This is a genomic window from Neorhizobium sp. AL 9.2.2 (genome assembly GCF_013317225.1).
In the GTDB taxonomy this organism is placed as follows: domain Bacteria; phylum Pseudomonadota; class Alphaproteobacteria; order Rhizobiales; family Rhizobiaceae; genus Neorhizobium; species Neorhizobium soli.
In genome coordinates, this window is record NZ_JAALXU010000003.1 from 863,808 (window position 1) to 890,087 (window position 26,280).

General features: G+C 61.7%; 19 protein-coding genes and 1 other RNA gene. 12 read left to right on the forward strand and 8 right to left on the reverse strand.

Going from position 1 to position 26,280, the window contains the following annotated elements:
* The first annotated feature begins 48 nt into the window (after positions 1–48).
* A complete protein-coding gene (locus tag G6K99_RS10830; protein ID WP_174196530.1) occupies positions 49–1,227 on the forward strand; it encodes an efflux RND transporter periplasmic adaptor subunit in 1,179 nt (392 codons plus the stop codon).
* Positions 1,224–4,409 carry an efflux RND transporter permease subunit gene (locus G6K99_RS10835; RefSeq protein ID WP_174196531.1) on the forward strand — a complete coding sequence of 1,062 codons (3,186 nt, stop codon included), beginning with the start codon at positions 1,224–1,226 and terminating at the stop codon, positions 4,407–4,409. Before G6K99_RS10830 ends, G6K99_RS10835 begins: the two co-directional genes overlap by 4 nt.
* Before the next feature lie 10 nt (positions 4,410–4,419).
* Here the strand turns inward: G6K99_RS10835 and G6K99_RS10840 are convergent, their stop codons facing one another.
* Positions 4,420–5,856 (reverse strand): PLP-dependent aminotransferase family protein, encoded by a 1,437-nt coding sequence (locus G6K99_RS10840; RefSeq protein ID WP_174196532.1) that lies wholly within the window; start codon positions 5,854–5,856, stop codon positions 4,420–4,422.
* Positions 5,857–5,950: 94 nt separating this feature from the next.
* Between G6K99_RS10840 and G6K99_RS10845 the strand changes: the two genes are divergently transcribed.
* From G6K99_RS10845 to G6K99_RS10855, 3 genes are all read left to right on the forward strand, one after another.
* Positions 5,951–6,814 carry a DMT family transporter gene (locus tag G6K99_RS10845; RefSeq protein WP_174196533.1) on the forward strand — a complete coding sequence of 288 codons (864 nt, stop codon included), beginning with the start codon at positions 5,951–5,953 and terminating at the stop codon, positions 6,812–6,814.
* Between the two features lie 87 nt (positions 6,815–6,901).
* Positions 6,902–8,317 (forward strand): FAD-binding oxidoreductase, encoded by a 1,416-nt coding sequence (locus G6K99_RS10850; RefSeq protein ID WP_174196534.1) that lies wholly within the window; start codon positions 6,902–6,904, stop codon positions 8,315–8,317.
* Between the two features lie 87 nt (positions 8,318–8,404).
* On the forward strand, positions 8,405–12,133 hold the full coding sequence (locus tag G6K99_RS10855; protein ID WP_180215514.1) for an AsmA-like C-terminal region-containing protein: 3,729 nt from the start codon (positions 8,405–8,407) through the stop codon (positions 12,131–12,133).
* A gap of 51 nt (positions 12,134–12,184) precedes the next feature.
* Here the strand turns inward: G6K99_RS10855 and G6K99_RS10860 are convergent, their stop codons facing one another.
* The 4 genes from G6K99_RS10860 to ssrA all read right to left on the reverse strand — a co-directional run bounded on the left by G6K99_RS10860 (position 12,185) and on the right by ssrA (position 13,728).
* Complete coding sequence (locus G6K99_RS10860; protein WP_062456265.1) at positions 12,185–12,430, reverse strand: ribbon-helix-helix domain-containing protein; 246 nt, start codon at positions 12,428–12,430, stop codon at positions 12,185–12,187.
* Positions 12,431–12,528: 98 nt separating this feature from the next.
* Positions 12,529–12,735, reverse strand: coding sequence for a DUF4169 family protein (locus tag G6K99_RS10865; protein ID WP_174196536.1), 207 nt, complete (start codon positions 12,733–12,735; stop codon positions 12,529–12,531).
* A gap of 9 nt (positions 12,736–12,744) precedes the next feature.
* Positions 12,745–13,248: an SspB family protein gene (locus G6K99_RS10870; protein WP_062456270.1), complete on the reverse strand. Its 504-nt coding sequence runs from the start codon at positions 13,246–13,248 to the stop codon at positions 12,745–12,747.
* Between the two features lie 111 nt (positions 13,249–13,359).
* Positions 13,360–13,728, reverse strand: a transfer-messenger RNA (tmRNA) gene (gene ssrA / locus G6K99_RS10875).
* Positions 13,729–13,852: 124 nt separating this feature from the next.
* Here ssrA and G6K99_RS10880 point away from each other — a divergent pair.
* From G6K99_RS10880 to G6K99_RS10900, 5 genes are all read left to right on the forward strand, one after another.
* The gene (locus G6K99_RS10880) at positions 13,853–14,647 is read left to right on the forward strand and encodes a thymidylate synthase (RefSeq protein ID WP_062456273.1); all 795 of its coding nucleotides are present in this window, start codon (positions 13,853–13,855) and stop codon (positions 14,645–14,647) included.
* Positions 14,647–15,174 (forward strand): dihydrofolate reductase, encoded by a 528-nt coding sequence (locus G6K99_RS10885; protein WP_174196537.1) that lies wholly within the window; start codon positions 14,647–14,649, stop codon positions 15,172–15,174. Before G6K99_RS10880 ends, G6K99_RS10885 begins: the two co-directional genes overlap by 1 nt.
* Positions 15,175–15,336: 162 nt before the next feature.
* Positions 15,337–16,446, forward strand: a complete 1,110-nt coding sequence (gene hflK, locus G6K99_RS10890; protein ID WP_062456280.1) for an FtsH protease activity modulator HflK — start codon at positions 15,337–15,339, stop codon at positions 16,444–16,446.
* Positions 16,446–17,408 (forward strand): protease modulator HflC, encoded by a 963-nt coding sequence (hflC, locus tag G6K99_RS10895; protein WP_062581041.1) that lies wholly within the window; start codon positions 16,446–16,448, stop codon positions 17,406–17,408. The genes hflK and hflC overlap by 1 nt, the downstream gene beginning before the upstream one ends.
* 236 nt (positions 17,409–17,644) lie before the next feature.
* Positions 17,645–19,420 carry a Do family serine endopeptidase gene (locus G6K99_RS10900; protein ID WP_371816162.1) on the forward strand — a complete coding sequence of 592 codons (1,776 nt, stop codon included), beginning with the start codon at positions 17,645–17,647 and terminating at the stop codon, positions 19,418–19,420.
* A gap of 9 nt (positions 19,421–19,429) precedes the next feature.
* Here G6K99_RS10900 and G6K99_RS10905 read toward each other — a convergent pair whose 3' ends face one another.
* On the reverse strand, positions 19,430–20,032 hold the full coding sequence (locus G6K99_RS10905; RefSeq protein ID WP_174196538.1) for a GNAT family N-acetyltransferase: 603 nt from the start codon (positions 20,030–20,032) through the stop codon (positions 19,430–19,432).
* A gap of 26 nt (positions 20,033–20,058) precedes the next feature.
* Positions 20,059–20,952, reverse strand: a complete 894-nt coding sequence (serB, locus tag G6K99_RS10910) for a phosphoserine phosphatase SerB (protein WP_174196539.1) — start codon at positions 20,950–20,952, stop codon at positions 20,059–20,061.
* Here serB and miaA point away from each other — a divergent pair, their 5' ends adjacent.
* On the forward strand, positions 20,953–21,846 hold the full coding sequence (gene miaA / locus G6K99_RS10915; RefSeq protein ID WP_174196540.1) for a tRNA (adenosine(37)-N6)-dimethylallyltransferase MiaA: 894 nt from the start codon (positions 20,953–20,955) through the stop codon (positions 21,844–21,846).
* Positions 21,847–21,862: 16 nt separating this feature from the next.
* Here the strand turns inward: miaA and G6K99_RS10920 are convergent, their stop codons facing one another.
* A complete protein-coding gene (locus tag G6K99_RS10920) occupies positions 21,863–24,052 on the reverse strand; it encodes a helicase HerA domain-containing protein (protein ID WP_174196541.1) in 2,190 nt (729 codons plus the stop codon).
* A gap of 382 nt (positions 24,053–24,434) precedes the next feature.
* On the opposite strand from G6K99_RS10920, the gene G6K99_RS10925 reads away from it, so the two are divergent.
* The gene (locus G6K99_RS10925) at positions 24,435–26,213 is read left to right on the forward strand and encodes an acetolactate synthase 3 large subunit (RefSeq protein ID WP_174196542.1); all 1,779 of its coding nucleotides are present in this window, start codon (positions 24,435–24,437) and stop codon (positions 26,211–26,213) included.
* Positions 26,214–26,280: the final 67 nt, after the last annotated feature.

A 26,280-nucleotide genomic window follows, 5' to 3' on the forward strand; every position in this document is an offset into this window, starting at 1 on the left:
CGAAACGGGGATACTTGCACCACTTATCGATAGACTTGCGAGGAATGAATGCGGATCTGGAACCAGCTTCTGATGTCGGTTGCGGTACTGCTCGGAGGGCTCTGTCTCTGGGTCTACCTGTCGGCAGATGCCGGGCGGTCACTGATTTCGATGGGCGTTCCCGCAGGCATGGTGACTTCCATCAATCCTGATGTCGCCGAGCCGGCGGCCGCAACGGTTGCGGGCGCACCGGCTTCGTCATCGCGCGGCGGGCAGCGGGGCGGCGGTGAGAGCCAGGTGGTGTTGGTTGCAACCAGACCCGTCGGAACCGGTGTGGTCAACGACAGACTGTCGGCGATCGGTGACGGCGAGGCGATCCAGTCGGTTATCGTGATGCCGCAGGCGACGGGCACCGTAAACGAGATCCTCGTCAAATCCGGCGACATGGTCAAAAAGGGCCAGAGTCTTGCGCAGCTCGATGACGACGAGCAGATCATCCTGCGCGATCAGGCGCAGGTGGTGTTGCGCAGTGCCCGCGAGAAATCCGATACTTACCGGAACCTCAAGAGCTTCTCCCGTCTCGACGTGCTCGACGCGCAGATTGCGTCCGAAACGGCGCAGCTGACGGTCACCAACGCCGAACTGGCGCTGAAGCGTCGCTCGGTCGTTGCGCCGATCGACGGGATCGTCGGCATCGTCGCGGTCAATATCGGTGACAACGTCACGACCGCGAGCAATATCGTGACGATCGACAACCGTACCGAGCTGCTGGTGGATTTCTGGGCGCCGGAGCGTTTCGCGGTTCAGGTCAAGCCTGGCATGCCGGTCGAGGCCGCCTCCGTCTCGCGTCCAGGCCGCACCTTCGAGGGTTCGGTCGAGGCCGTCGACAACAGGGTCGATCCGGCAAGCCGTACGATCCGCATTCGTGCCAGAATTCCCAATGTTGATGACGAACTCCGCGCCGGCATGTCTTTCGGCGTGACGATGCGGTTTCCGGGCGAGACCTTTCCAAGCGTCGATCCGCTTGCAGTCCAGTGGGATGCGAAAGGCTCGTTCGTCTGGCATATCGTCGATCACAAATCGGTCAAGGAGCGGGTGAGGGTGATCCAGCGCAATCCCGATGCGATCCTCGTCTCGGCCAATCTGAAGGATGGCGATGTCGTGGCAACCGAAGGGTTGCAACGGGTCCGGGAAAATGGTGCCGTCCGCATTGCCGGTGAAAAGCCGCCGGAGGTCGCCAGCCGATGAGCAGCAGCCACAGCGGTAACGCCAATAACAACGGGTCGTCCGGCCAGTCTTCCGGAAAGCAGAACAGCTTTACCGCGCTCTTTGTGCGGCGGCCGGTCCTTGCCGCGGTTCTCAACACGCTTCTTGTCGTCGCAGGCCTTGCCGCTCTTGCCGGCGTCGAGGTGCGCGAGTTGCCGGATGTGGACCAGCCGGTCATCACCATCCGCACCACCTATGACGGCGCTTCTGCCCAGACCATGGACCAGGAAGTGACCGATATCATCGAGGGCGCGGTTGCCCGGGTCGCCGGCCTCAAGGCCGTTTCATCGGAATCGCAGTTCGGCCAGAGCCGTGTCACGCTGGAATTCAACGACACTGCCGATCTTGCGGTGGCCGCCAACGATGTGCGCGATGCGCTTGGTCGTGTCACCGGCCAGTTGCCTGACGACGTGGACGAGCCGCGCATCATCAAGGCCGATTCCGACAGTCAGCCGATCATGCGGCTTGCGGTCACCTCGAACACGCTCTCCATGGAAGACCTAACGCTTCTCGTCGATAACGAGGTGTCCAACCGGCTTGCGTCGGTTGACGGCGTCGCTGACGTGGAACTCTACGGCGATCAGGAAAAGGTCTTCCGCGTCGACGTGAACCAGACGGCGCTTGCCAGTCGTGGGCTGACGATTGCAGATCTCTCCGAGGCGCTATCGACGGCTGCGCTCGACGTGCCCGCCGGTTCGCTGGAATCCTCGACGCAGGACATTGTCGTGCGCGCGACGGCGAGCCTGACCAAGCCCGAAGACTTCGAAAACGTCATGCTGGGCAACAATGTCCGGCTGCGCGATGTGGCGACAGTGATGCTTGGGCCGGACGACGGCACGACTGCGCTGCGATCGAACGGCGTTCCGGGCGTCGGTCTCGGCGTGCTGCGCCAGGCGCAATCGAACACGCTCAGCATTTCGGAAGGTGTGCGGGCCGCCGTCGCCGATCTCCAGAAGACGTTGCCCGAGGGCACGCGCATTGCCATCACCAGTGACGATGCGGTCTTCATCGAAGGCGCGCTGCACGAGGTCGAGATCGCGCTGGCGCTGTCGGGCACAATCGTCATTGCGGTCATCTATCTCTTCCTGCGCGACTGGAAGGCGACGCTGATCCCGGCGCTGACCATGCCGGTGGCGCTGATCGGTACGCTGGTCGCAATCTATGCCGTCGGGTTTTCGATCAACATCCTGACGCTGCTGGCGATCGTGCTCGCGACCGGCCTTGTGGTGGATGACGCGATCGTCGTTCTCGAAAACATCGTGCGACGACGATCGGAAGGCATGGGTCCGCGCGCGGCCGCCGTGATCGGCACCCAGGAGGTTTTCTTCGCGGTGCTGGCGACGACCGCAACGCTTGCCGCCGTGTTCATTCCGCTGTCCTTTCTCCCTGGCCAGATGGGCGGCCTGTTCCGCGAGTTCGGGTTCGTTCTGGCGTTTGCCGTCGCGCTGTCTTCGGTCACGGCGCTGACGCTTTGCCCGATGCTTGCCTCGCGCATGCTGACAAACCCGATACAGGAAAAGAACGACGGCCTGCTTGGCCGGTTCGGAACGCTGTTTGCCAATTTCTACCGGGTGACACTGCATGCCTGCCTTGGCGCGCCGGCGATCGTCATCGTCTTTGCGCTGCTGTTCGGCGGTGCCGGCTATATGGCCTTCAAGACGGTCAAGAGCGAACTCACCCCGCCGGAAGACCGGGCCATGGTCATGCTGCGGGCGACGGCGCCCGAAGGCATCAGCCTGCAATATATGCGCGACAAGCTGCAGCAGATCGAAGAAAAACTGCAGCCGCTGGTGGCGTCCGGCGAGATCCAGAACATCTATTCGATCTCGGGACAGGGTGGCGCCACCAATAACGGCTTCATGGTTCTGACCCTTGCACCGTGGTCCGAGCGAGAGCGTAGCCAGGCCGATATCGTCCGAGATATCAACGCGGCCACCGCGACCGTGCCGTCGCTTCGCGCCTTTGCGACGCAGCAGAACAGTCTGCGTATCCGCGGCGCCGGCAACGGCTTGCAGATGGCGATGGTTGGCACCAACCATGAGCAGCTGACGGCCGCCGCGCTGAAACTGGTAGACCAGCTGCGCGCGAGCGGAATGTTCGATACGCCGCGTCTCAACAACGAGCCGACACAGGCCCAGATCTTCGTGTCGGTGAACCGTGAGCGGGCATCGGATCTCGGAATCGACATCACGAATCTCGGCACGTCGCTGCAGTCTCTTCTCGAAGGCCGATCTGTGGTGGACGTGTTTGTCGACGGCGAGGCGACACCGGTCAAGCTGACATCGACGACGCGTCCGATCGATGACCCGACGGATCTCGAGAACATTTTTCTGAAGGCCAAGGATGGCCGCATGGTGCCGCTCTCCACCGTCGCGACGCTCGAGGAACGGGCCGTGGCGCCGAGGCTCAACCGAGAACAACGGCTTGCGGCAGTCTCCTTCTCGGCAAGCCTCAAGGACGGTGTCTCGCTCGGTCAAGCGGTCCAGGCGGCGACCGAGCTCGCGCAGCCGCTCCTGCCAGCTGGATCACGTCTGATACCGTTGGCAGAGGCTGCGACACTCAAGGAAAACTCGAGCGGCATGGCGCTGACATTCGGCTTTGCCATCGCCATCATCTTCCTGGTGCTTGCGGCGCAGTTCGAAAGCGTTCTGTCTTCGATCATCATCATGTCCACGGTGCCGCTGGGACTAGCGTGTGCTGCCTTCGCCTTGGTTCTGACTGGCTCCAGTCTCAACGTCTACAGCCAGATCGGGCTTGTGCTGCTTGTCGGGGTCATGGCGAAAAACGGCATTCTGATTGTCGAGTTCGCCAACCATCTGCGCAACGAGGGCGCGTCTTGCCGCGAGGCGATCGAACGGGCGTGCGCGATCCGTCTTCGACCGGTGATGATGACGATGATCGCGACCGTGATCGGCGGCGTGCCTCTGGTTCTTGCCAAGGGCGCCGGTGCCGAAGCCCGTATCGCGCTCGGCTGGGTGATCGTCGGTGGCCTCGGCATGGCAACCATGGTGACGCTCTACATCACCCCCGTCGCATACTTGTTGATCGCCCGCTTCTCCAAGCCACAGGTGCACGAGGAACAGCGGCTGCAGGACGAGCTGGAAAGCGCCCGCAAGGGACGCGCCAACGATACGAAAGAGCAGCAGCTGATGGCAGCCGAGTAAGGGCTTGCCTTCAGGCAACGGTTTCGGGGTTCCGCATGTCGGCGAAAATCTGCTTCAGGACGTCGTAGATCCGGCCATCGAGCGATTGCGACACGTTGAAGCGCATGGAACTCGTCGCTGATTGCGACGGGCTGAAGACATTGCCCGGGGCGAGCACGATGTTGTTCTTCAGTGCCGCCCGTGCGACGTCGGCGGAATCGAGACCATCGGGCAGCCTGCACCACAGAAACATGCCTGCCTGCGGCTCGATCCACGGCACGATGCCGATCGCCTTCAGCCGTCCCGATACCTCGACCCTTGCGCCGGCGAGCCGCCCCCTGATCGTATCCAGATGCTTGCGGTAGCTGGCATCGCTCAGCGCCTGGTAGACCAGTTCGGACGCAAGCGATGGCCCGCCGAACGAGGTCGCGATCTTGAGGTCGGTCAGACCCTCGATCCAGTCCCGCTTGGTGGCGATGAAGCCGCAGCGGACCGAAGCGGAGAGCGTTTTTGAAAAGCTGCCGATATGAATGACCCGGTCCAGACCGTCGAAGGCGGCCAGCCTCGGTGCCGGCGTGTGCTCGAAATCCGCAAAGATATCGTCCTCGACGATCGTCAGGCCGAACTGTTCGGCTAGTTTCAGGACGCGATGCGCGGTGACGGGACTAAGCGTCGCCCCGGTCGGATTGTGGACCGCCGAATTGGTGATGTAGAGGCGAGGGCGGTGCTCAGTGAGGACGTTTGCGAAAGCGTCGAGATCGGGCCCGCTTGGCGTATAGGGCACGCCGACGATCCGGGCGCGATGGGCGCGCAGGATCGCCTGGAAATTGAAGTAGCACGGGTCGTCCACAAGCACGGTGTCTCCGGGCTCGATCAGGAACCGGCAGAGAAGGTCGATCGCCTGGGTGCCGGAATCGGTCAGCACGATCTGGTCGGGCGAAGCCTCGATGCCGCGCTCTCCCATTCTGCGCGCAATCAGGCTTCGAAGCGGTGTCAGGCCGAGCGGAGAACCGTAGTCCGTAAGTGCTGCCGTATCGCCGCGGGACAGTGTGCGAAGCGATCGCCGCAGGGTCTCGTCCGGTAACCAGGACGGCGGTAGCCAGCCGCAACCAGGCGTGAGGCCATCGCGCCGGACATCGAGCGATTGCCGTGACACCCACAGGGGATCAACGGCGCGGTCGAGCTTCGGACCGATCTGCGCGAGCGACAACGGTGCCGTCTGGCTGGCAACGTAGAAACCGGAGCCGGGGCGGGAGGTGATCACGCCCTCTGCCGCCAGCCGGTCATACGCATCGACGATCGTGGAGGTGGACACTTTCAGCGTCGCCGCGAGGCTTCGCACGGAGGGAAGCTTTGCTCCGGGCACAAGGCTGCGCCCGGAAATCCTTTGCCGGATGGTCGAAACGACCATGGCGACCTTCTGCCCACCTTGCGTCCCCAAGTCCATCCGTACTGCCTCATGCACCATTACAGTTTTGTCAAATCGTACCCGAGTGTAGCTGTCTCTGCCAGAGGCTTGCGCGCATAAGCGTCGAAGGATTTCGGTGAGGGTGTGCAGGCTTATGGATCGTTCTCTTTCAGGTTGGATCAACGGCATGATCGGTGTGGTCATCTTCAGCGGCTCGCTGCCCGCGACAAGGGTTGCCGTCACGCAGTTCGATCCGGTTTTTCTAACCGTTGCCCGTGCCGCGATTGCCGGCATCCTCGCGCTCTGCATTCTCCTTGTTTTCCGGGAGAAATGGCCGTCGCGCCGCGACCTCGTGTCTCTTGTGGTCATCGCGCTCGGCGTCGTGGTGGGTTTTCCGCTTCTCACTGCGCTGGCACTCCAGCACGTGACATCGGCCCATTCCATCGTCTTCATCGCTCTGTTGCCGCTCGCGACGGCATGCTTTGCGGTTCTGCGCGGTGGCGAGAGACCCAGGCGGGCATTCTGGATCTTCGCGATTGCCGGGAGCGCTTGCGTTGCCGGTTTTGCGCTGTCGCAGGGTGTGATGGCGTCACCCTATGGCGACGGCATGATGCTTGCCGCGGTTCTCGTCTGCGGCCTCGGTTATGCGGAAGGTGGCCGCCTGTCGCGGACGCTCGGGGGGTGGCAGGTGATCTGCTGGGCGCTTGTTCTATCTCTGCCGGTGATGGTCGTCATCACGCTTACGCAGCTGCCGCCGGATTTCTCAGCAATCCGCATGCCGGCATGGCTTGGCCTCGGCTATGTCTCACTCTTCAGCATGCTGATCGGTTTCATCTTCTGGTACCGCGGGCTGGCGCAGGGCGGCATTGCTGCGGTGGGCCAGCTGCAGCTGACGCAGCCATTCTTCGGCCTCGTGCTTGCCTCCCTGCTTCCGGGCGAAAGCATCAGCCCGATGATGATCGCGGTCACGCTTGCCGTCATCCTCTGCGTCGCCGGTGCTCGCCGCTTCGCGCGATAGGCCCACCGTACCGATGCGGGGTTGTTCGTTCTGGACAAACCTTGCCGTGTCTCCTAACCAAGCCGTAGCATCTTGAGGAGACGTAGCATGGCAATTCGCGACGTGAAGGCAGGCCAACGGAACGAGGAGGGCATTGCCGCGGTCCTCGGGATCTTGAAACAGGCTTTCGGCGAACGGTTCCAGACCGGCCAGTCGTTCCGCGAACAGCATGCCCATACCACGACCTACCTTCCGGGCCAGCTTCCCGATGGCGTCGTGTTTGTCGAGACGGGCGACGACGTGAAGTCCTTGGTGAAGGTGTGCGGCGAACACCGGGTTCCGATGATCCCGTTCGGCGTCGGTTCCTCTCTGGAAGGTCAGGTGAATGCGCCGTCCGGCGGCATTTCGATCGATTTCAGCCGCATGAACAAGGTCCTTCGCATCAGCCCTGAAGATCTCGACGTCACCGTGGAGCCAGGGATCACGCGTGAGGAGCTGAACCGCGAACTGCGCGATACCGGCCTGTTCTTCCCGATCGATCCCGGTGCCAACGCGACGATCGGCGGCATGGCGTCAACTAGGGCGTCCGGCACCAACGCGGTGCGTTACGGCACGATGAAGGACAATGTCCTGGCACTAACCGTCGTGACCGCTGATGGCGAGGAGATCCGCACCGCCCGTCGCGCCCGCAAATCCTCGGCCGGCTACGACCTGACCAGGCTTTTCGTGGGCTCCGAAGGGACGCTCGGCGTGATCACGTCGGTGACGCTGAAGCTTCAGGGCATTCCGGAAAAGATCGGCGGCGGCGTCTGCGCCTTCCCAAGCGTCGAGGCCGCCTGCGATGCCGTCATCATGACCATTCAGATGGGCATTCCGGTTGCCCGTATCGAACTTCTCGACGACGTGCAGATCCGCGCCTGCAATGCCTATTCGGGCCTATCCTACCCCGAGAAGCCGACATTGTTTCTCGAATTTCACGGCACAGAAAAAACGGTCCGCATCCAGTCGGAACAGTTCGCCGAGATTGCCTCCGACTGCGGCGGCGACGAGTTCCATTGGACTGCCAATGCCGAGGAACGCACGAAGCTGTGGAACGCCCGCCACAATGCCTACTGGGCAGGCCGGGCGCTCGATCCGTCGCTCAACGGCCTTTCCACCGATGTCTGCGTGCCGATCTCGCGGCTGGCGGAATGCGTCGCCGAGACCCAGGCCGATATTCGCGACGCGGGGCTTCTGGCGCCGATCGTCGGCCATGCGGGCGATGGCAATTTCCATGTTCTCGTGCTTTTCGACGACAAGGATCCGGCTTCCGTTGCCAATGTCGAGGCGTTTACAGGACGCCTGAGCCGCCGTGCTCTCGCGATGGACGGAACCTGCACCGGCGAACACGGCGTCGGGCAGGGCAAGATGTCCTATCTCGACGAGGAACTGGGCGGTGCCGTCGAGCTGATGCGGTCGATCAAGAAAGGCTTTGATCCGCAAAACCTCTTCAATCCGGGAAAGATCTTCCGCATCGCGGAATAACACTCCCCAATGATTGACTTGCCAGTCCGGCGCGTGGAACTACTCTTGCCGTAGAAACAGGGAGATAGGCCGGTGCTCGGACGCATCATGTTGGCTTTGGGCGGATTGGTCGTGGCGGCGCTGTTTGCGGCGCTGCTGGTGCCGTTCTTTGTCGACTGGTCAAGCTTCCGCGTCGCTTTCGAGGATCAGGCCAGCCGTCTGCTCGGCAAGAAGGTCGCCGTCCACGGCTCGGTCGATGCGCGGATCCTCCCATTTCCGTCGGTTACACTGCATGACGTCCGCGTCGGCCAGGACGTCGATGGCCAGCCGCTCGTGCAGGTGGCGCAATTCTCGATGGATATGGAACTCGCGCCGTTTCTTTCCGGCGAGGCACGCATTTTCGATATGCGCATCGACAAGCCGAAGGTTCGCTTCCGCATCCTGAAGGACGGCACGTTCGAATGGCTGCGCGGCAGTCGCCCGACGATCGCCGCCCGCAGCGTCATCCTCGAAGACGTCCATATCATGGGTGGCGAAATCGAGATCATCGACGATCGCAACGGCCAGGTCCGCCACATGACCGGACTGTCCACCGACCTGTCGGCGGGGACGCTTGCCGGGCCATGGCGGGGCGAGGGCAATGCGGTGCTGGATGGCCAGGAGGCCCGCTTCAGCCTGACAAGCGGTGAAGCCGCCGCCGAGGGACGGCAGATTCCATTGCGGCTTCGCGTCTGGCCGGATGCCCATCCGGTCGTGGTCGATTTCGATGGCGAACTTGCCGCAGTGGACAACAAGCCCAGCTACAACGGCAAGTTCAACCTTGCCTTCCTGCAGGAAGAAGACGAGTCCGAGCCGGTCAAGGCGCCGCCGCCCGGTCCGCGTGTCTCGGGCGATTTCGAGCTGACCGGCGAGCGCGCCCGCATTCCGCAATACCGGGTCGAAGTCGGTCCGAAGGAAAACCCTTACATCGTCACCGGCGAGGCAACGCTCGATACCGGGCCGAAGCCGGAATTCCTGCTGACGGCCGATGGCCAGCAGATCGACGTCAACCGCCTGAGCGACGGTCCCCAGGCTAAGACCGGTCGCAATCCGGCGGCGTCCGCGCAGCGCCGCCTGAATGCCTTCGTGCAGATGGTGGCATCGATCCCGATCCCGCAGGTACCGGGGCGGGTCAACCTCAAGCTGCCGGCGATCGTCTTCAACGACACAACGATCCGCGACATCCATCTCGACGTTAGACCGGCCGGACGCGGCTGGGCCGTCGACAACGTGACTGCCACCCTGCCGGGCCGCACCCAGCTGGAGGCCAAGGGAAATCTCAACCTTGCAAACCGAACCGCTTTCGTCGGCGACATGCTGGTTGCCTCGACACAGCCGTCAGGTCTCGCCGACTGGCTGTCCGGCAGCGTTGATCCTGCGATCCGGCAGCTGAAAAACGCCGGCTTCTCGGCCAAGGTGAACCTCACGCCGGAACTTCAGAGGTTCGAAGCTCTGGAACTTGGGATAGGGCCTGCAACGCTTAAGGGTCGGCTGGAGCGCCAGTCGCCGAATGGCCAGGCGCCAAGCCTTTCCATGGCGCTTGCCGGCAACGAGATCGATATCGACGCGATGCGCGCGCTCGCTTCGCTGGTCACCGGCGACGATGCCGGTCAGGACGTGCTGGATCACCGGGTCGCAGCAAGCCTCAAAGCCGACCGGCTGACGGCTCTCGGGGTCGTTGCAACCAAGGTCGATACCGCTTTCAGCGTGGCCGAGGGCGTGTTGTCGCTGGAGCGGCTGACTGTCGGAGATATCGAGGGCGCCACCTTGTCCGCCAAGGGCAGGGTAGAGGGCTCGCTGGTTTCCTACGGCGGGACCGGGTCGGTGAGTTTCCGTTCACCGGACCCTACGTCTTTCATCACCATGCTGCGGGATCGGCTGCCGCATCATCCGTTGCTCGACCGGTTGGCCCGCAACGGCAGCTGGTATGCGGGTTCAGATCTGATCGCCGATATTTCGCTTGGCGGCAGCGGTCTAGGCGGTGCCAATATCAAGCTGCGCGGCAAGGCGAATGGCAGCACGGTCGATGCCGATCTGAAGCTGCCCGGCATCTTCGATCTCACGGCCGGCAACGCAATGACGCTGTCTGCATCGCTTGCCAACCCGATGGCGACGGTCCTGCTCGGTCAAGCCGGTCTCGATCCCTTGCCTTTCGATGGTGACGGCGCGGGAAGGTTGGCGCTGACCTTGCAGCAAAAGGAACAGCAAGCGGCCACCACCGAACTGAGCTTCACGACGCCCAAGACATCTCTGCTGATGGCCGGCGACGTGAATATCCAGAATGCGGGATTTGGCGAAGGGCGCGCGCGGGTGTCGCTCAAGAGCGCCGATATTGAGCCCTATCTTCTTGTCACCGGTGTCAGCCTGCCGCAATTTGGCAGCGGAATGCCTGTCGATCTCGCAGCCGATGTCGAGCTTTCGGCGGACACTGTGAAAGTCTCTGGCCTCAGTGGCGATGTTGCCGGAAACGCTGTCGCCGGATCGCTTTCCGCCGATCGCCGCGCTCCCGGCCTGCCTGTTACCGGCGATATGTCTGTCGACACGATCGATCTTGCCTGGATGGGCGAGGCGGTATTCGGGCCGATGGAGAATGGCGTGACAGGCGCCCCATCGAAGACGCCGTTCGCCACGCCGCTGATTGGATCGACGGATGTCGGCATCAATCTGTCGGCAAAAACGCTGCGGGCGGATGCGCTTGGAACAATCACCGGTTTTTCGGGCAAGGTGAACGGCAAAGCCGGTGGTCTGACGATCGACAACGCGTCCGGAACCTGGCAGGGCGGAAAGCTGTCCGGACGGCTGATGATGTCGAACGGCGATGCGACCGGTATCGTCCAGGCAAAGCTGCAGGTCGAAAACGCCGACCTCGCGCCGCTCGTCTGGCAAAAGGGCGGCACACCGGTCGCGACGGGCAAGCTGGACAGCACTGTCAGCATCGAGGCGACTGGCAAGAGCATGGACGAACTCATGCATGGCGTCAGCGGCTCCGGCGAGATGCGCCTCAAGGATTTCGAGATTGCCGGGATCAATCCGGATGCGCTCGCGCCGATACTTGCCGGTGCCGACAAGCTGCAGGGCGAGGTCAACGAGGCAGTGGTTCGCCCGATCGTGACAACTGAGGTCCTGAAAGGGACGACCCGGCTCGGGTCCGTCACCATTCCGATGACGATTACCGGCGGCGCGGCACGGGTTCAGAATTTTACGGCAACGGCCGGCCCCGCACAGGTCTCGGCTGAGGGCGTGCTCGACTTTGTCGATGGCCGCATCGATGCCGGGCTGTCGATCCGTTACGATGCGGGTGAAGAGGCTGTGGCGGGCGGAGAACCGACTGTCACGCTCGGTTATTCCGGATCGCTCGAGCAGCCGGACCGGCGGATCGATATGGCCGCAATGGCAAACTTCCTGTCACTGCGGGCATTCGAACAGGAACGCCGCCGCGTCGAAACGCTGCAGGCCAGCGTGCTCGAGAAGCAGCGGCTGCGCCGCGAAGTCGCGCTCTACACGTTCCGGGGCGTGGAACGGGAGGCGGCACGCGTCAAGGCAGAGGCCGAGGAGCGGGCACGCCAGGAGGCGGCGGAGGCAGAACGCAGAAGCCAGGAAGCCGAACGGCAGGAGGCAGCAAGGCGCGCTGAAGCAGCCCGGCTCCAGCAGGAGCGGCAACGGGAAATCCAAAGGCAGAACCAGCAGCCATCGGCGCCGGCGCCGTTCACGATGCCACCCGCCGGCGACCTTTTCCAGGAGCAGCCTTCGGGTACGGGTCGCTCCTCAAACCCAAGTTTGCCGGGCGTGCAGCCGTGAGTGCGGCGGCACGCTGATCAGAGCAAATGGGGGGCGGGAGGACGCTGACCGTCAGCGCCTGGCTGGCAGCCCGGCAAGACAGTCTGCCAGCGAGGTCTTGAACCAGCGCAGCACATGCAGGCGGAGTGCAGAGGAAAGATTGTTGTCTTCCGAACGACCGTCGTCGACCTCGGCGATCAAGGCGGCCAGGCTGATGCCCCGTTTGGCCGCAATGGATTTCAGTTCATGCCAGAATTCATCTTCCAGCGAAAAACTCGTTCGATGACCGTGCAGGGTCGCAGAATGTTTTCGGATCAAGTGTAGGCCCCGTCACCCTCATGGTGATTGATGGAGCGCAATTGAGGATGTCGCATGCGCACGGTCAAGCCGTTGCCATGAGTCAGCCTAACGAAGCCTTAACGCCGTTCGTCCGTTTCCGGAGAAGGCTTTTCGAGCTTGCCCTGATCGAGGATTTTCCCCGCTTTTTCGTTGAGGGCCGTCGTCAGCTGCTTTTCACTCTTGGTGCGGCCAAAGCTGATGCGGTTCTGTTCGGCAGCCGCGTCCTTTTGCGAACGCGCCTTGCCTTTGCGAAACTGCCGAAGGTTGACGATCTCGGCGCACATCGTGTCTGCCTACTGCTTCTTGCGGAACGAATCGAGGGAGACGACGGAGCCTTCCTTCTTGTCCTCGCCGGTGGCGGCATCCGCATCCACAACCTTTGGCGTGGTATCGACCGGGATCGCGGTGATCTCGGCGGAAACTTCGCCTTCCTCGACCATCGGCACTTCGAACTCGAGTTCGAAATTCACGGACGGGTCGTAGAAGCCGCGGATCGTGTTGAACGGGATGACCAGGCGTTCCGGCGTATCGTTAAACGACAGGCCGATTTCAAAAAGCGTATCGGTGATCTTGAGGTCCCAGAACTGGTGCTGGACGACGATCGTCATCTGTTCCGGATATTTCGACTTCAGCGCCGGAGAGATTCGTACCCCGGGTGCGCCGGTCAGGAATGTGATGAAGAAGTGGTGGTCACCCGGCAGTCTGCCGGTTGCCGCGACCTCGGACAAAACCTTGCGGATAACGCCGCGGAGGGCGTCCTGTGCCAGAATATCGTAGCGGATGTGATCCTGCCCCATGCGATCCTGTCTTTCTATTGCTCTTCAAACGCCGCTTATGTCACGAGACGCGCCCGCGGGGAAGTCCGCTTCGGCGTCGAGTCATGTCATGATATTCCACCGGGGAGCGAAGGTGAAGGCTTCTGTTGCCAGGTGCCTCCGGACCCCGCCTTACGGGGCTAACCGTAAGGACTTAGTTCGGGTTTCCCGCACCGCCATTAGGCAGCGAGAGCGTAACCCTTAGCGTTGTTGTCATTTGCAACTACACTTGTGACCCGATAACGGCGGTATCATGCCGAGCAAAAGTTCGATCTTTACACCCTTGTCGATCCTATTTCGCCCCCATCACAAGCCGGTCCAGATTGACCGACCGGTTTGTGGTGGAGGCGCCGGGTACCGCCCCCGGGTCCAATAGGCTTATTTCATCGACCGTTTATCGCCATATCCGAACCGAAGTCCGGCACGAGTGATATAGGGGTTTGCAAACCGGATGAAAAGAGGTCTCGTCATATTCCTATCATCAACGTGAAAAGCTTGGAAAAGCCGCGCCGGTGACGGGTAGGTGATTGGTGAGTAGGCTTCGTGCTATTATGTAGGACGATCTCGACCAATCGGCGGAAGACCTATGAAGCAGTATCTCGACCTTCTCCGGCACGTGATGGAGACTGGCGCCGACCGCGGCGACCGCACCGGGACCGGTACCCGCTCGGTCTTCGGCTATCAGATGCGATTCGATCTGAACGAGGGTTTTCCGGTCCTCACCACCAAGAAGCTGCATCTGCGCTCGATCATCCATGAGCTCTTGTGGTTTTTGAAGGGCGACACGAACATTGCCTATCTCAAGGAGAATGGTGTCTCCATCTGGGATGAATGGGCGGACGAAAAAGGCGATCTCGGTCCGGTTTACGGATATCAGTGGCGCTCATGGCCGACGCCTGATGGCGGTCATGTGGATCAGATCGCCAACCTGATCGAGAACCTGAAGGTCAACCCGAACTCGCGCCGGCACATCGTCACAGCCTGGAATCCTGCACAGGTGGACGACATGGCGCTGCCGCCCTGCCATTGCCTGTTCCAGTTCTACGTGTCGGAGGGGCGGCTGTCGTGTCAGCTCTACCAGCGGTCGGCGGACATATTTTTGGGGGTTCCGTTCAACATCGCCTCTTACGCGCTCCTGACCATGATGGTGGCGCAGGTGACCGGGCTGAAGCTTGGCGATTTCGTGCATACGCTTGGCGACGCGCATATCTATTCGGATCATTTCGAACAGGCGCAGCTGCAGATGACGCGCGAGCCGAAGCCGCTGCCGACACTGCGTATCAATCCTGATGTAAAGGACATCTTCTCCTTCCGCTTTGAGGATTTTGCGCTGGAGAATTACGTCGCTGATCCCAGCATCAAAGCACCGATTGCAGTCTGATGGCGGTTCCGGTCGCAATCTTCGTCGCGGTGTCGCGCAACAATGTCATCGGCAGAGATGGCGACATGCCCTGGCGGTTGTCGACCGACCTCAAACGTTTCAAGGCGATGACGCTCGGCAAGCCGATGGTGGTGGGGCGAAAGACGCTCGACAGCTTTGGCGGCAAGCCGCTGCCCGGCCGCCCGCATGTCGTGGTCACCCGCAATCGCGATCTCTCGGTCGAGGGTGTGGAGACGGCGGCGTCCCTAGAGCAGGCGATATCTAGGGCGAGGGAGATCGCTGCAGCGACCGGTGCCGGAGAGGTCGGCATTCTCGGAGGCGGTGAAATCTACGCGAAAGCAATCGATCTGGCAGACCGACTTTACGTGACCCATGTGGAAGCGGAAATTGCAGACGGTGATACGATGTTTCCAGCAATCGATCCAACCGTGTACGAAAAGATCGAGGAGATCTTCGTCCCGGCCGGCGAGCGCGACAGCTTTGCCACCCGTTTTGCTGTCTACAGCCGCCGATCGATGCCAAAGTGACATAATTCGTTACCGAACACCGGGAAGTTATTGAAGCTGCGTTGAAAGCGGCTCTTCCGATACTTATAACGGCATGACCGGGGGCACGGACCGCGAGCTGCTGCATTTCAGGCGGCTCGGACAGGCGACCGGTTAGGGAGTAGCACTAACAAAGAGGTTTTGATGCCCTGGAGCAATCAGAATGGCGGCGGCGGCCCATGGGGCGGCGGCGGCGGCGGTAACAATCAAGGACCTTGGGGACAAGGCCCGAACCGTCCGCGCGGCGGCGGTGGTGGCGGAGGGGGAAATGGCGGACCGCCTGACCTCGAAGACATCCTGCGGCGCAGCCAAGACCGGCTGAAGGGTTTTATGCCTGGTGGTTTCAACGGCGGAGCAGTCGCGGTCGTCTTTCTGGCCGTTCTCGCATTCCTGGCATTCGAATCGATCTATACGGTTCAGCCGGACGAGCGGGGCGTCGAACTTCGGTTTGGAAAGCCCAAGGAAGAGCTGTCGATGCCGGGCCTTCACTTCCATCTCTGGCCGTTCGAAACGGTGGAGATCGTCAAGGTCACCGAGCAGCAGCAGAATATCGGTGCGCGCAGCAGTGCCACCAATTCGAACGCCGGATGGATGCTGACCGGCGACCAGAATATCGTCAACGTCCAGTTTTCGGTCCTCTTCACCGTCACCGATCCACGCGCCTATCTCTTCAACGTCGAGGCCCCGGCCCAGACACTGCAGCAGGTTGCAGACAGCGCCATGCGCGAAGTCGTCGGACGCCGCCCGGCTCAGGATATTTTCCGCGACGCTCGTGAAGGCATGTCGACGCAGGTGCGCGACATCATTCAGGGCACGATGGACCGTTACGGCGCAGGCATTGCCATCAACGCCGTGCCGATCGAAGATGCAGCGCCGCCGCGTGAAGTGGCAGACGCGTTCGAAGAGGTCCAGCGCGCCGAGCAGGACGAAGACCGTATCGTCGAGGAAGCCAATCGCTACGCCAACCAGAAGCTTGGTGGCGCCCGTGGTCAGGCCGCGCAGGTCCGCGAAGAGGCGTCCGCCTATCGTGACCAGACGGTCAACGAGGCTCAGGGTGAAGCGCAGCGCTTCGTGTCGATCTACGACCAGTATGTGAACGCACCGGACGTGACGCGCGAACGCATCTTCATCGAGACCATGGAGAACGTTCTGAAGAACTCCAACAAGGTCATCATCGAGCAGGGTCAGAACGTCGTCCCTTATCTGCCGCTCAATGAAATCAACCGGCCGGCAGCCGCACAGGGGGGCAACTGATGATCTCGAACAAATTGCCCGCTTTCCTGATCGGTCTCGCCGTTCTCCTGTTCCTCGTCTACTCATCGGTCTTCGTCGTCAACGAACGGCAGCAGGCGCTCGTGCTTCGCTTCGGTGAAATTCAGAGCGTGAAGAACGAGCCGGGGATCTATTTCAAGCTTCCCTTCGCCTTTGCCGATGCGGATCGCGTTCAGTATATCGAAGACCGCGCACTTCGCCTGGATCTCGACAATATCCGCGTTCAGGTCCGCGGCGGCGCCTTCTATGAAGTCGACGCGTTCGTGATCTACCGGATCGAAAACCCGCAGCGTTTCCGGGAAGCGGTTTCGGGCGATCGCGTGTCTGCCGAATCGCGTATCAGCACGCGTCTCGACGCCGGTCTGCGCCGCGTCTACGGTCTGCGCAGCTTTACTGAAGCACTCTCCGAAGAGCGTGCGTCGATGATGACCGAGGTCAAGCGTGATCTCGACGTTGCCGCCGAAACGCTTGGCGTCAAGATCCAGGATGTCCGCATCCGCCGTACGGATCTGACGCAGGAAGTCTCGCAGCAGACATTTGCGCGCATGCGGGCAGAGCGTCTGGCGGAAGCGGAACTCATCCGCGCCCGTGGTAGCGAAGAAGGCCAGCGCCGCCGTGCTATCGCCGACCGCCAGGTTGTCGAGTTCGTCTCGGAAGCGCAGCGCGATTCGGAAATCATCCGAGGTCAGGGCGATGCCGAGCGTAACCGCATCTTTGGGGAAGCGTTCCAGCGTGATCCGTCGTTCTTCCAGTTCTACCGGTCGATGCGCGCCTATGTCGCCTCGATGGCCGGGAAGGATACGACCCTGGTGCTTTCGCCTGATTCACAGTTCTTCCGGTTCTTCAACTCGTCGGACGGCGTGGTAACGCCGCCTGCAGCGGGACGGCCTGCACCGGCCCAGCCGACGCCAGCCCAGCCGGCACCGGCGCAACCGACGAACTAAGCACCTAAGAAAAGGGCGGCCTGTCATGGCCGCCCTTTTCGCAACTGCCCTTTTCACCCGTCATCCACATCCATGTTCGCTGATGGTCGCGGTTTCACGAAAAGGTAATTTTCCCGGCCGTTATTCCGCCCTATGCTTTCTTCAGAACGGGGCGCGAGTTATCAATGCGTAACGTTGTGGGTTGCACGGATGCTTTTCTGCCGCGGCAGACACCGTGACAGAAAACGAGGATGCCAATGGGCCATTCGAAACTATCGTCCTTGAAGGGTTCCGTGAGCCTCGGTCTAGTGGTTGCCGTCATGGTCAGTCCGCTTCAGGCACTGGCGCAAGGCCCGGCCCAGCCGCAGCAGGTCCAGGCCCCGGCCCCTCGTCCACAGGCGCCAGCGCCTCAGGGACAGGCGCCCGCTCCGCAGGGGGAAGCCCCGGCACTTCCGGGACAAGCGCCGGCTCCACAGGCTAATAGCCAGCCGGCCACTCAGCCCGGCGGCATGCTGCCCGCGCCACCAGCGCCAGTCGGCAACAAGTTCAATCCGCCACCTCCGGTCAGCCCGTCCGCGGTGCCCGCAGGTCCAGCGCCTATCTCCGATCTGGCGGAAGGCCTGCTCGACGCCGTCGTCAACATCTCGACGTCGCAGAGCGTCAAGGACCAGGGTGCCGGCCCGCAGCCGCAGATCCAGGAGGGCTCACCCTTCCAGGAATTCTTCGACGACTTTTTCGACGACAAGGACAATCAGGGCGGAAACCAGAAGGTGTCTTCGCTCGGCTCCGGCTTCGTGATTGATTCCTCCGGCTATGTGGTGACGAACAACCACGTTATCGAAGGCGCCGACGATATCGAGGTGATTTTCCCGGATGGCCGTAAGCTGAAGGCTCGCCTGGTCGGCACCGACACAAAAACCGACCTCTCCGTGCTGAAGGTCGAGTCCAAGACGCCGCTCAAGGCCGTTCCCTTCGGTGATTCCAAAAAGATCCGGATCGGCGACTGGGTCATGGCGATCGGCAATCCGTTTGGTCTTGGCGGGTCGGTGACGCTTGGCATCGTGTCCGCACGCGGCAGAAACATCAATGCAGGGCCCTACGACAACTTCATTCAGACGGATGCGGCGATCAACAAGGGCAATTCCGGCGGACCGCTGTTCAATATGCGCGGCGAGGTGATCGGGATCAACACGGCGATCATTTCGCCCTCCGGCGGCTCGATCGGGATCGGCTTTGCCGTCCCGACAGAACTTGCGGAAAACATCGTCCATCAGCTGATCGAGTTCGGCGAGACCCGCCGCGGCTGGCTCGGTGTCCGCATTCAGCCCGTGACTGACGATATCGCGGCGAGCCTGGGGCTCGACAAGGCCCGTGGAGCACTGGTTTCCGGCGTCGTTGAAAACGGTCCGATCAAGAACGGTGAAATCAAGTCGGGCGATGTCGTGCTCGCCTTCGACGGACAGTCGGTCAGTTCGATGCGCGATCTGCCGCGGATTGTTGCCGAAAGCCCTGTGGGCAAGGATGTCGAGGTGCGGTTGCTGCGCGACGGCAAGGAGCAGACCGTCCGCATCACGCTCGGGCAACTCGATGATACGGCCGATGCCGCAGATGGCGATGAGCCGGCAGCACCCGATGGACAGTCGCCAGACGCACAAAGCCCTGACGATCAGTCCCCGGATGACCAGGGCAAGAATGACAGCGGCTCCCCGGACGCCGGCGAGAAAAGCAGCGAGCCCGTCACGGTTTACGGCATGACGCTGAGCGTGCTGGATGAGGCGCACCGCAAGACGTTCGGGATCGCGGAAAGCGTCGAGGGCGTGGTGGTGTCCGAGGTGAAGGCTGGTTCGGTTGCCGCTGCCAAGGGCTTCAAGGCCGGCGACGTGGTGGTCGAAATCGCCCAGGACTTCGTCGAGAACCCGGGTGAGGTCGCCAAGCGCTTCGACGTGCTGAAGAAGGAAGGCCGCCGCAACGCGCATGTCATGGTGGCCGACAAGACCGGAAACCTGCGGTTCGTGGCACTTCCGCTGGAATAGCCTGAGAGTTCAGGCTTTCTCGACAAGGCGGGCGTTCCGCCTTGTCCATTCCTCCGGTGTCATTGCGTAGACGACATGGCGCTTGAGGTGGGGATGCGTCTCCGGCACGCGCGGATGGTCGAAATCCATGCCGGCCGCCCGATGCATTCCAAGGCGCTTCATGACAGCCGTCGAGCGGTTATTGTCCGCTACGGCGAACGAGACGACGGCCTTGATGTCCTTCTCCACGAAGGCGAAATCGAGAAGCGCTTCTGCCGCTTCCGTCACATAGCCATTGCTCCAGTAACGGGCAGCCAGACGCCAGCCGATCTCCACCGTTTCGGCCGGAAAAATCCCCGGCATATTGGCATAGGTCAGCCCGCAAAACCCGAGAGGCTCGCCGGTTTCCCTGAGTTCGAGCGCGTAAAAGCCAAGCCCGTTTTCGGAAAACATGTCGTTCAGCTTCCCGAGGAACGCATCCGATTCGTCGTGGCTGCGACGGAACGGGAAGAACGCCATCACGTCAGGGTCTGCGTTGATTTCGCGGAACAGGTCCCGGTCCGTGGGGAGCCAGCGGCGCAGGACGAGGCGTGAAGTTTCGAGGAGCGTGGTTGCGACAGGCTGCGGTTGCATCGTGATGCTCATCCCTCTGTTGAGCCTCAGCCCGGAATGACGAAATCCGTCTTCCGGTAGCCCTGGATATAGAGGAGCGCGGTCAGGTCGCCGTGGTCGATGCGGATCTTGGCCTGGGCCGCGACGGTGGGCTTGGCGTGGAGGGCCACGCCGGAGCCTGCGATTCCGAGCATGCCAAGGTCGTTTGCGCCATCGCCGACAGCAATCGTATCATCAGGGGTGATGCCGAGTTCGCGGGCGACCTCTTCCAATGCATCCACCTTGGCCTGTTTGCCGAGGATGGGTTCGGCGACTTCGCCGGTCAGGATGCCGTTTTCTTCGAGAAGGATGTTGGCGCGGTTGATGTCGAAGTCGAGCATTGCGGCGATGCGGCTCGTAAAAACGGTAAAGCCACCGGACACGAGTGCCGTGTACCCACCCTTCGCCTTCATCGTCGCGATCAGTTCCCGTCCACCCGATGTCAGCGTGATCCGCTTCTCGATGACCTCGTCGACGACGCCGATCGGCAGGCCTTTTAAGAGCGCCACCCGTTCTCTCAAGGCCGGCTCGAATGCGATCTCGCCGTTCATGGCACGTGCCGTTATCGTCGCCACCTTGTCCTTCAAACCGACGACGTCCGCGAGTTCATCGATGCATTCCTGGCCGATCATGGTGGAATCCATGTCTGCGATGAGGAACGACTTGCGCCGGGTTTCCGCCTCCTGCACCACGACATCGATCCGCTCCTCGCCGATCAAGCCGCGAAGTGTTTCTTCCGCAGCCGACGGATCGGTGCCGTCGCGAAGGGCGATATCGCAGGCGATCCCGTCTGCCAGCCAGTACAGACCGGAGGCGTTGACCGCTTCAGCGGCCCGTTCGGCGATGGCCGGAGTGAGAACGGGGTTTGACGGATGGGCAATGAGCGTGGCAACGAAAGCCATATGACCGACCTTATGCAAAATACTGATGCGATCCTGATAACCGGGCCGACTGCCAGCGGCAAGTCGGCGCTTGCCGTTCGCATGGCACGCGAATGCGGCGGCGTCGTCGTCAACGCCGATAGCATGCAGGTTTACGATACGCTCAGGATCATCACCGCGCGTCCGTCAGAGGAAGAGACCGCGGACATCACCCATTACCTCTATGGGCATGTGCCGGCGACACACGCCTATTCGACGGGCGAATGGCAGCGGGACGTATCCGCACTCCTGCCGGTCTTGAAAGAACAGGGGCGGATTCCGGTCTTCGTCGGCGGCACGGGGCTGTACTTCAAGGCGCTCACGGGCGGTCTTTCGGACATGCCGGAGATTTCCCAGGATATTCGGTGCCGTGTGCGCTTGCGGCTCAAGGAGGAGGGACCGCAGGCACTTCACTCGGAGTTATCGGCACGTGACGCGGCGGTTGCCGCCAATCTGAAGCCGATGGACGGACAGCGAATCCTGCGGGCACTGGAGGTGCTGGAAGAAACAGGCCGATCCATCACCGAGTTTCAGGGCAAGGCAGGCCCGGTCATCATCGATCCGTTGCGAGCGCGCAAAATCGTCGTTCTGCCGGATCGAAAGATCCTGCACGATCGTATCAATGCCCGCTTCGTCAAGATGCTGGATGGGGGCGCCGTCGAGGAGGTCGAATCGCTGCTAGCCTCTAATCCTGCCCCGGACCTGCCGATCATGAAGGCGATCGGCGTGCGGGAGATCGGCGAAATGCTCGCGGGACGGATGACCCGCGACGCGGTCATCGAGCGTGGCTCCGCGCTGACGCGGCAATACGCCAAGCGTCAGATGACCTGGTTCCGCAACCAGATGGACGAAAGCTGGGAGCGCCTCGCGACGTGAGGGCGCTCGCTCGCGATCAGTCCTTGTCGTAGAGACTGCTCAGCGGCTTCTTGAGAAGGCCATCGCGCAACGAACCTTCCCTTGGCGGAGCTTCGCGCCGCAGGAATGCGTTCGGACGCGGTTCCAGTGACGGCGAGCCCGGTCGCGGAGTCTCGGACGAAACCTGCCGACGAAGATCGGCGAAACGGTCGTGAATGGCGGGCGGGCGATCCGTGAGCCGGTCGGTCTGACGCTCCACGGGACGCTCGGCAAAGCGCTCAACCGGCCTGTCGCGTTCCGGGAAGCGCGGTGCAAGCCGCTCCGCTGCACGCGGGGTCGGCAGCATGTCGGATCTGTAGGGTGCCAACGAGGGCGGCTCCGGCGAGCGCGGGGCAGGCGCATCGAGCGGCGGTATACCGCTGCCGATTTCACGCCGCCAGTCATTCAGTTCCGCGTCATCGGCGGCCGGCACAGCCTGCCTGTCTTCGGGGGGGATCGGCAGACCTGCCTCCGGGGCGGGTGGATTGGCGGAATAGCTCTGCTGGAACGATGAGATTTCCGGCGCTGTGACCGAGCGCATGCGGGACACGATCGAACGCAAATCAACCGTGTCGGGCGTTTCTTCGCTGCCCTTGTTTGCAAGACTGTTGGTCTTTGGAAGATAGCGTTTCTCGACGCGTGAGAAGCGCATGCGCATGGGAACCGAGATGGCCTCGCCGAACGCGATTGCCTCGCCATTGCCGATCGACGACAGGAAGCTCGTCGTTGAGATCGACGAATTTGGGATCGCCGACTTGATGATGACCTGATCCCGCTCATTCGACAGGCGCATGGCAAACAGCGTCGAACACTGGGACAGGATCGTCTGGTCAAGCTCGCCGGGGCGCTGCGTGATGATGCCAAGCGAAACGCCGTATTTCCGGCCTTCCTTGGCGATGCGGGAGATGGCCTGCACGGTCGGCGCAAAACCGAGCTCCCGGTCTGCCGGTACGTAGCGGTGCGCTTCCTCGCAGACAACGAGCATGTGAATTGCGCCATTGCTCCAGAGCGCAAGCTCGAACGCCATACGGCAGAGGATAGAGGCGACAGAGTTCACGACTTCCGATGGGATGCCGGCAAGCTGGAACGTCGAGATCGGCCGGTCGTCGCCGGGAATGCGGAAGATATGCGCGATCGTCTCCATGATCGTGTCTTGGATCGTGTTGTTGGAGAACATGAAATGGTAGCGCGGATCGTTGATCGCCGACGTGATGCGCATTTTCAGAGCGCGCAGGAACGGCTTGTCGGAGCGACCCTCCAGCCTGCCGAGCCGTTCGTCGATCAGGGCCAGCAGATCGGCCATGCGGTAAGGGACGGGCGTATCGGCGGTCAGTGAACTTTTTTCCGAAGCGGAGCGGCGCATCAGGCCCGAATCGCTGCCCTTGAAAGCGCGTTTTGCTTCCGGAATGAGGTCGCGCATGATGTCGAGCTCTTCGGGGATAGCCGGGCGGCCACGGAAAATGACCTCCGAGAATTCCTCAAGGCGCATCAGCCAGAAAGGCAGATCGAGCGTGTCGGTATCGATGACGACCGCATGATCGGGAAAGGCTGCCGCAAATTCGTTGTGCGGATCGAGGATCAGAACGCGGAGCCGATGGTCGGCTTCGATCGCTTTGTGCAGGAGAAGCGAAACGGCTGTCGACTTGCCGACGCCGGTGGAGCCGACGATGGCGAAATGCTTCGACAGCATTGAAGGCACATGGATCGCCGCATCGATGCTTTCATCCTGGCTGAGCTTGCCGATCGTGCACGTATCGTTCTTGCCGGCATCGTAGATGCGCAGAAGGTCGGCCGAGCGGATACGATGGGCAATGGCGCCGAGATAGGGGTAGGCGGAAATGCCGCTCGAAAACTCTTCGCGACCATCATGCCCGACACGGACCTCGCCGAGCAGCTCGACTTCGATGTGGAATTTCGTGTCTTCGCCTTCCGCCCACTGGCGTTCGCCAGATTGCATCGAATAGGCAAGCGCGACGACGCGGTTGCTGCCGACGGAAATGGAGATCAGCCGGCCGACGGACCAGAGTTCTGTGAGATCGGTGTCGCCATGCTCGGCGACAGCTGCGATCGTCGCATGCGAGCCGTTGCAGGCGACGACACGGCCCAGCATCCGGTTACCGATTTTCTGGGCATCGCGACGCTCTTGCTCCCCGGCAGAGATCGAACGGTGAAGGTCGTTGTTCAACAACAGTAACGGCCCTGCAAATGGGGTGGCAATCGAAAGGTGATATGGAGATCAGGTTCCTCCAATCTCGCGACTGTAGCCTTGCCGGCTTAACAACTTGTGTAGGACCTCGTGACTTTCGGCGCGAACTGCGAGCGATCTCAATGAGATGACGTTTTTGCTGACGGTCTGCGTTGACGAATGGGGCATATCCGGCTAACACTCACGGCCATGAAGATTTCGAACGCACTTATCGTGGTGGGAACGCGCATGGGCAGGACGGTGTAACCGTCCGGCGATAGCCACCCATGCGCGGAAAGACAGGCTCCTCAAGGGGCCTTTTTTTATGTCTTCAAACCGGCTCGGAGGAGCCGCCGGTAAATCCAGAAGTGAACGGATGACGATGATGACGGATACGAATAACAGGATGACGGGCGCAGAGATCGTCCTGAAGGCGCTCAAGGACAACGGCGTCGAGCATATTTTCGGCTATCCCGGCGGCGCGATCCTGCCGATCTATGACGAAATCTTCCAGCAGGATGACATCAAGCACATCCTCGTCCGCCACGAACAGGGCGCCGGCCATGCTGCCGAAGGCTATGCCCGTTCGACCGGTAAGGTCGGTGTCATGCTCGTCACGTCAGGTCCAGGCGCCACCAACGCGGTTACGCCGCTGCAGGACGCGCTGATGGATTCGATCCCGCTCGTGTGTCTGACTGGCCAGGTTCCGACCAACCTGATCGGCTCGGATGCCTTCCAGGAAGCCGATACGGTCGGCATCACGCGCCCCTGCACCAAGCACAACTGGCTCGTCAAGGACGTCGACCAGCTGGCTGGCGTCATCCACGAGGCGTTCCGTATCGCCCAGTCGGGCCGTCCGGGACCTGTTGTCGTCGATATCCCAAAGGATATCCAGTTTGCGACCGGAACCTACACGCCACCGGGCGCGACGCCTGCCAACAAGAGCTACGCGCCCAAGCTTGCCGGCGATATGCAGGCAATCGAGGCAGCCGTCCAGCTGATGGCTTCGGCCCGTCGGCCGATCCTCTACACAGGCGGCGGCGTCATCAATTCCGGTCCGGAAGCATCGCGTTTGCTGCGCGAGCTGATTGAGCTGACGGATTTCCCGATCACCTCGACGCTGATGGGGCTCGGCGCCTATCCGGCATCGGGCAAGAACTGGCTCGGCATGCTGGGCATGCACGGTTCCTATGAAGCCAACATGGCGATGCATGACTGCGACGTCATGGTCTGCGTCGGTGCACGTTTCGACGACCGCATCACCGGGCGCCTGAACGCGTTCGCGCCGAACTCGCGCAAGATCCATATCGATATCGACCCGTCTTCGATCAACAAGAATGTCCGCGTCGAGATCCCGATCATCGGTGATGTCGGTAATGTTCTGGAAGAGATGGTTCGCCTGTGGCGCGCCCTGCCGCAAAAGCAGGACAAGGCGCAGATCTCCGACTGGTGGAACGAGATCCAGAGCTGGCGGGGTCGCAAGTCGTTTTCCTACAAGAACTCGACCGACGTCATCATGCCGCAATACGCGGTCGAGCGTCTCTACGAGGCGACGAAGGGTCACAAGACCTTCATCACGACCGAGGTCGGCCAGCACCAGATGTGGGCGGCACAGTTCTTCGGTTTCGAAGAGCCGAACCGCTGGATGACATCGGGTGGGCTCGGTACGATGGGTTACGGCCTGCCGGCAGCTCTCGGCGTTCAGGTCGCGCATCCCGATGCGCTCGTCATCGACATTGCCGGCGACGCGTCGATCCAGATGTGCATCCAGGAAATGTCCTGCGCGATCCAGCACGATCTGCCGGTCAAGATCTTTATCCTGAACAACCAGTATATGGGCATGGTGCGCCAGTGGCAGCAGCTGCTTCACGGCAACCGCCTGTCGAACTCCTATACGGAAGCGATGCCTGACTTCGTCAAACTCGCGGAAGCCTATGGCGCGGTCGGCATGTATTGCGACGATCCGAAGGAGCTGGACGACAAGATCGCCGAGATGATCGCAATCCGGCAGCCAGTCATCTTCGACTGCCGTGTCGCAAACCTTGCCAACTGCTTCCCGATGATCCCGTCAGGCAAAGCCCATAACGAAATGCTGTTGCCGGACGAGGCGACAGACGAAGTTGTTGCAACCGCGATCGACGCCAAGGGCCGTCAGCTGGTTTGATCGGCGCATCTGGGGCGTCAGCGGAGGGCTGGCGTCCTGAACCTATCTCTGAGGAAACGGACCTGAG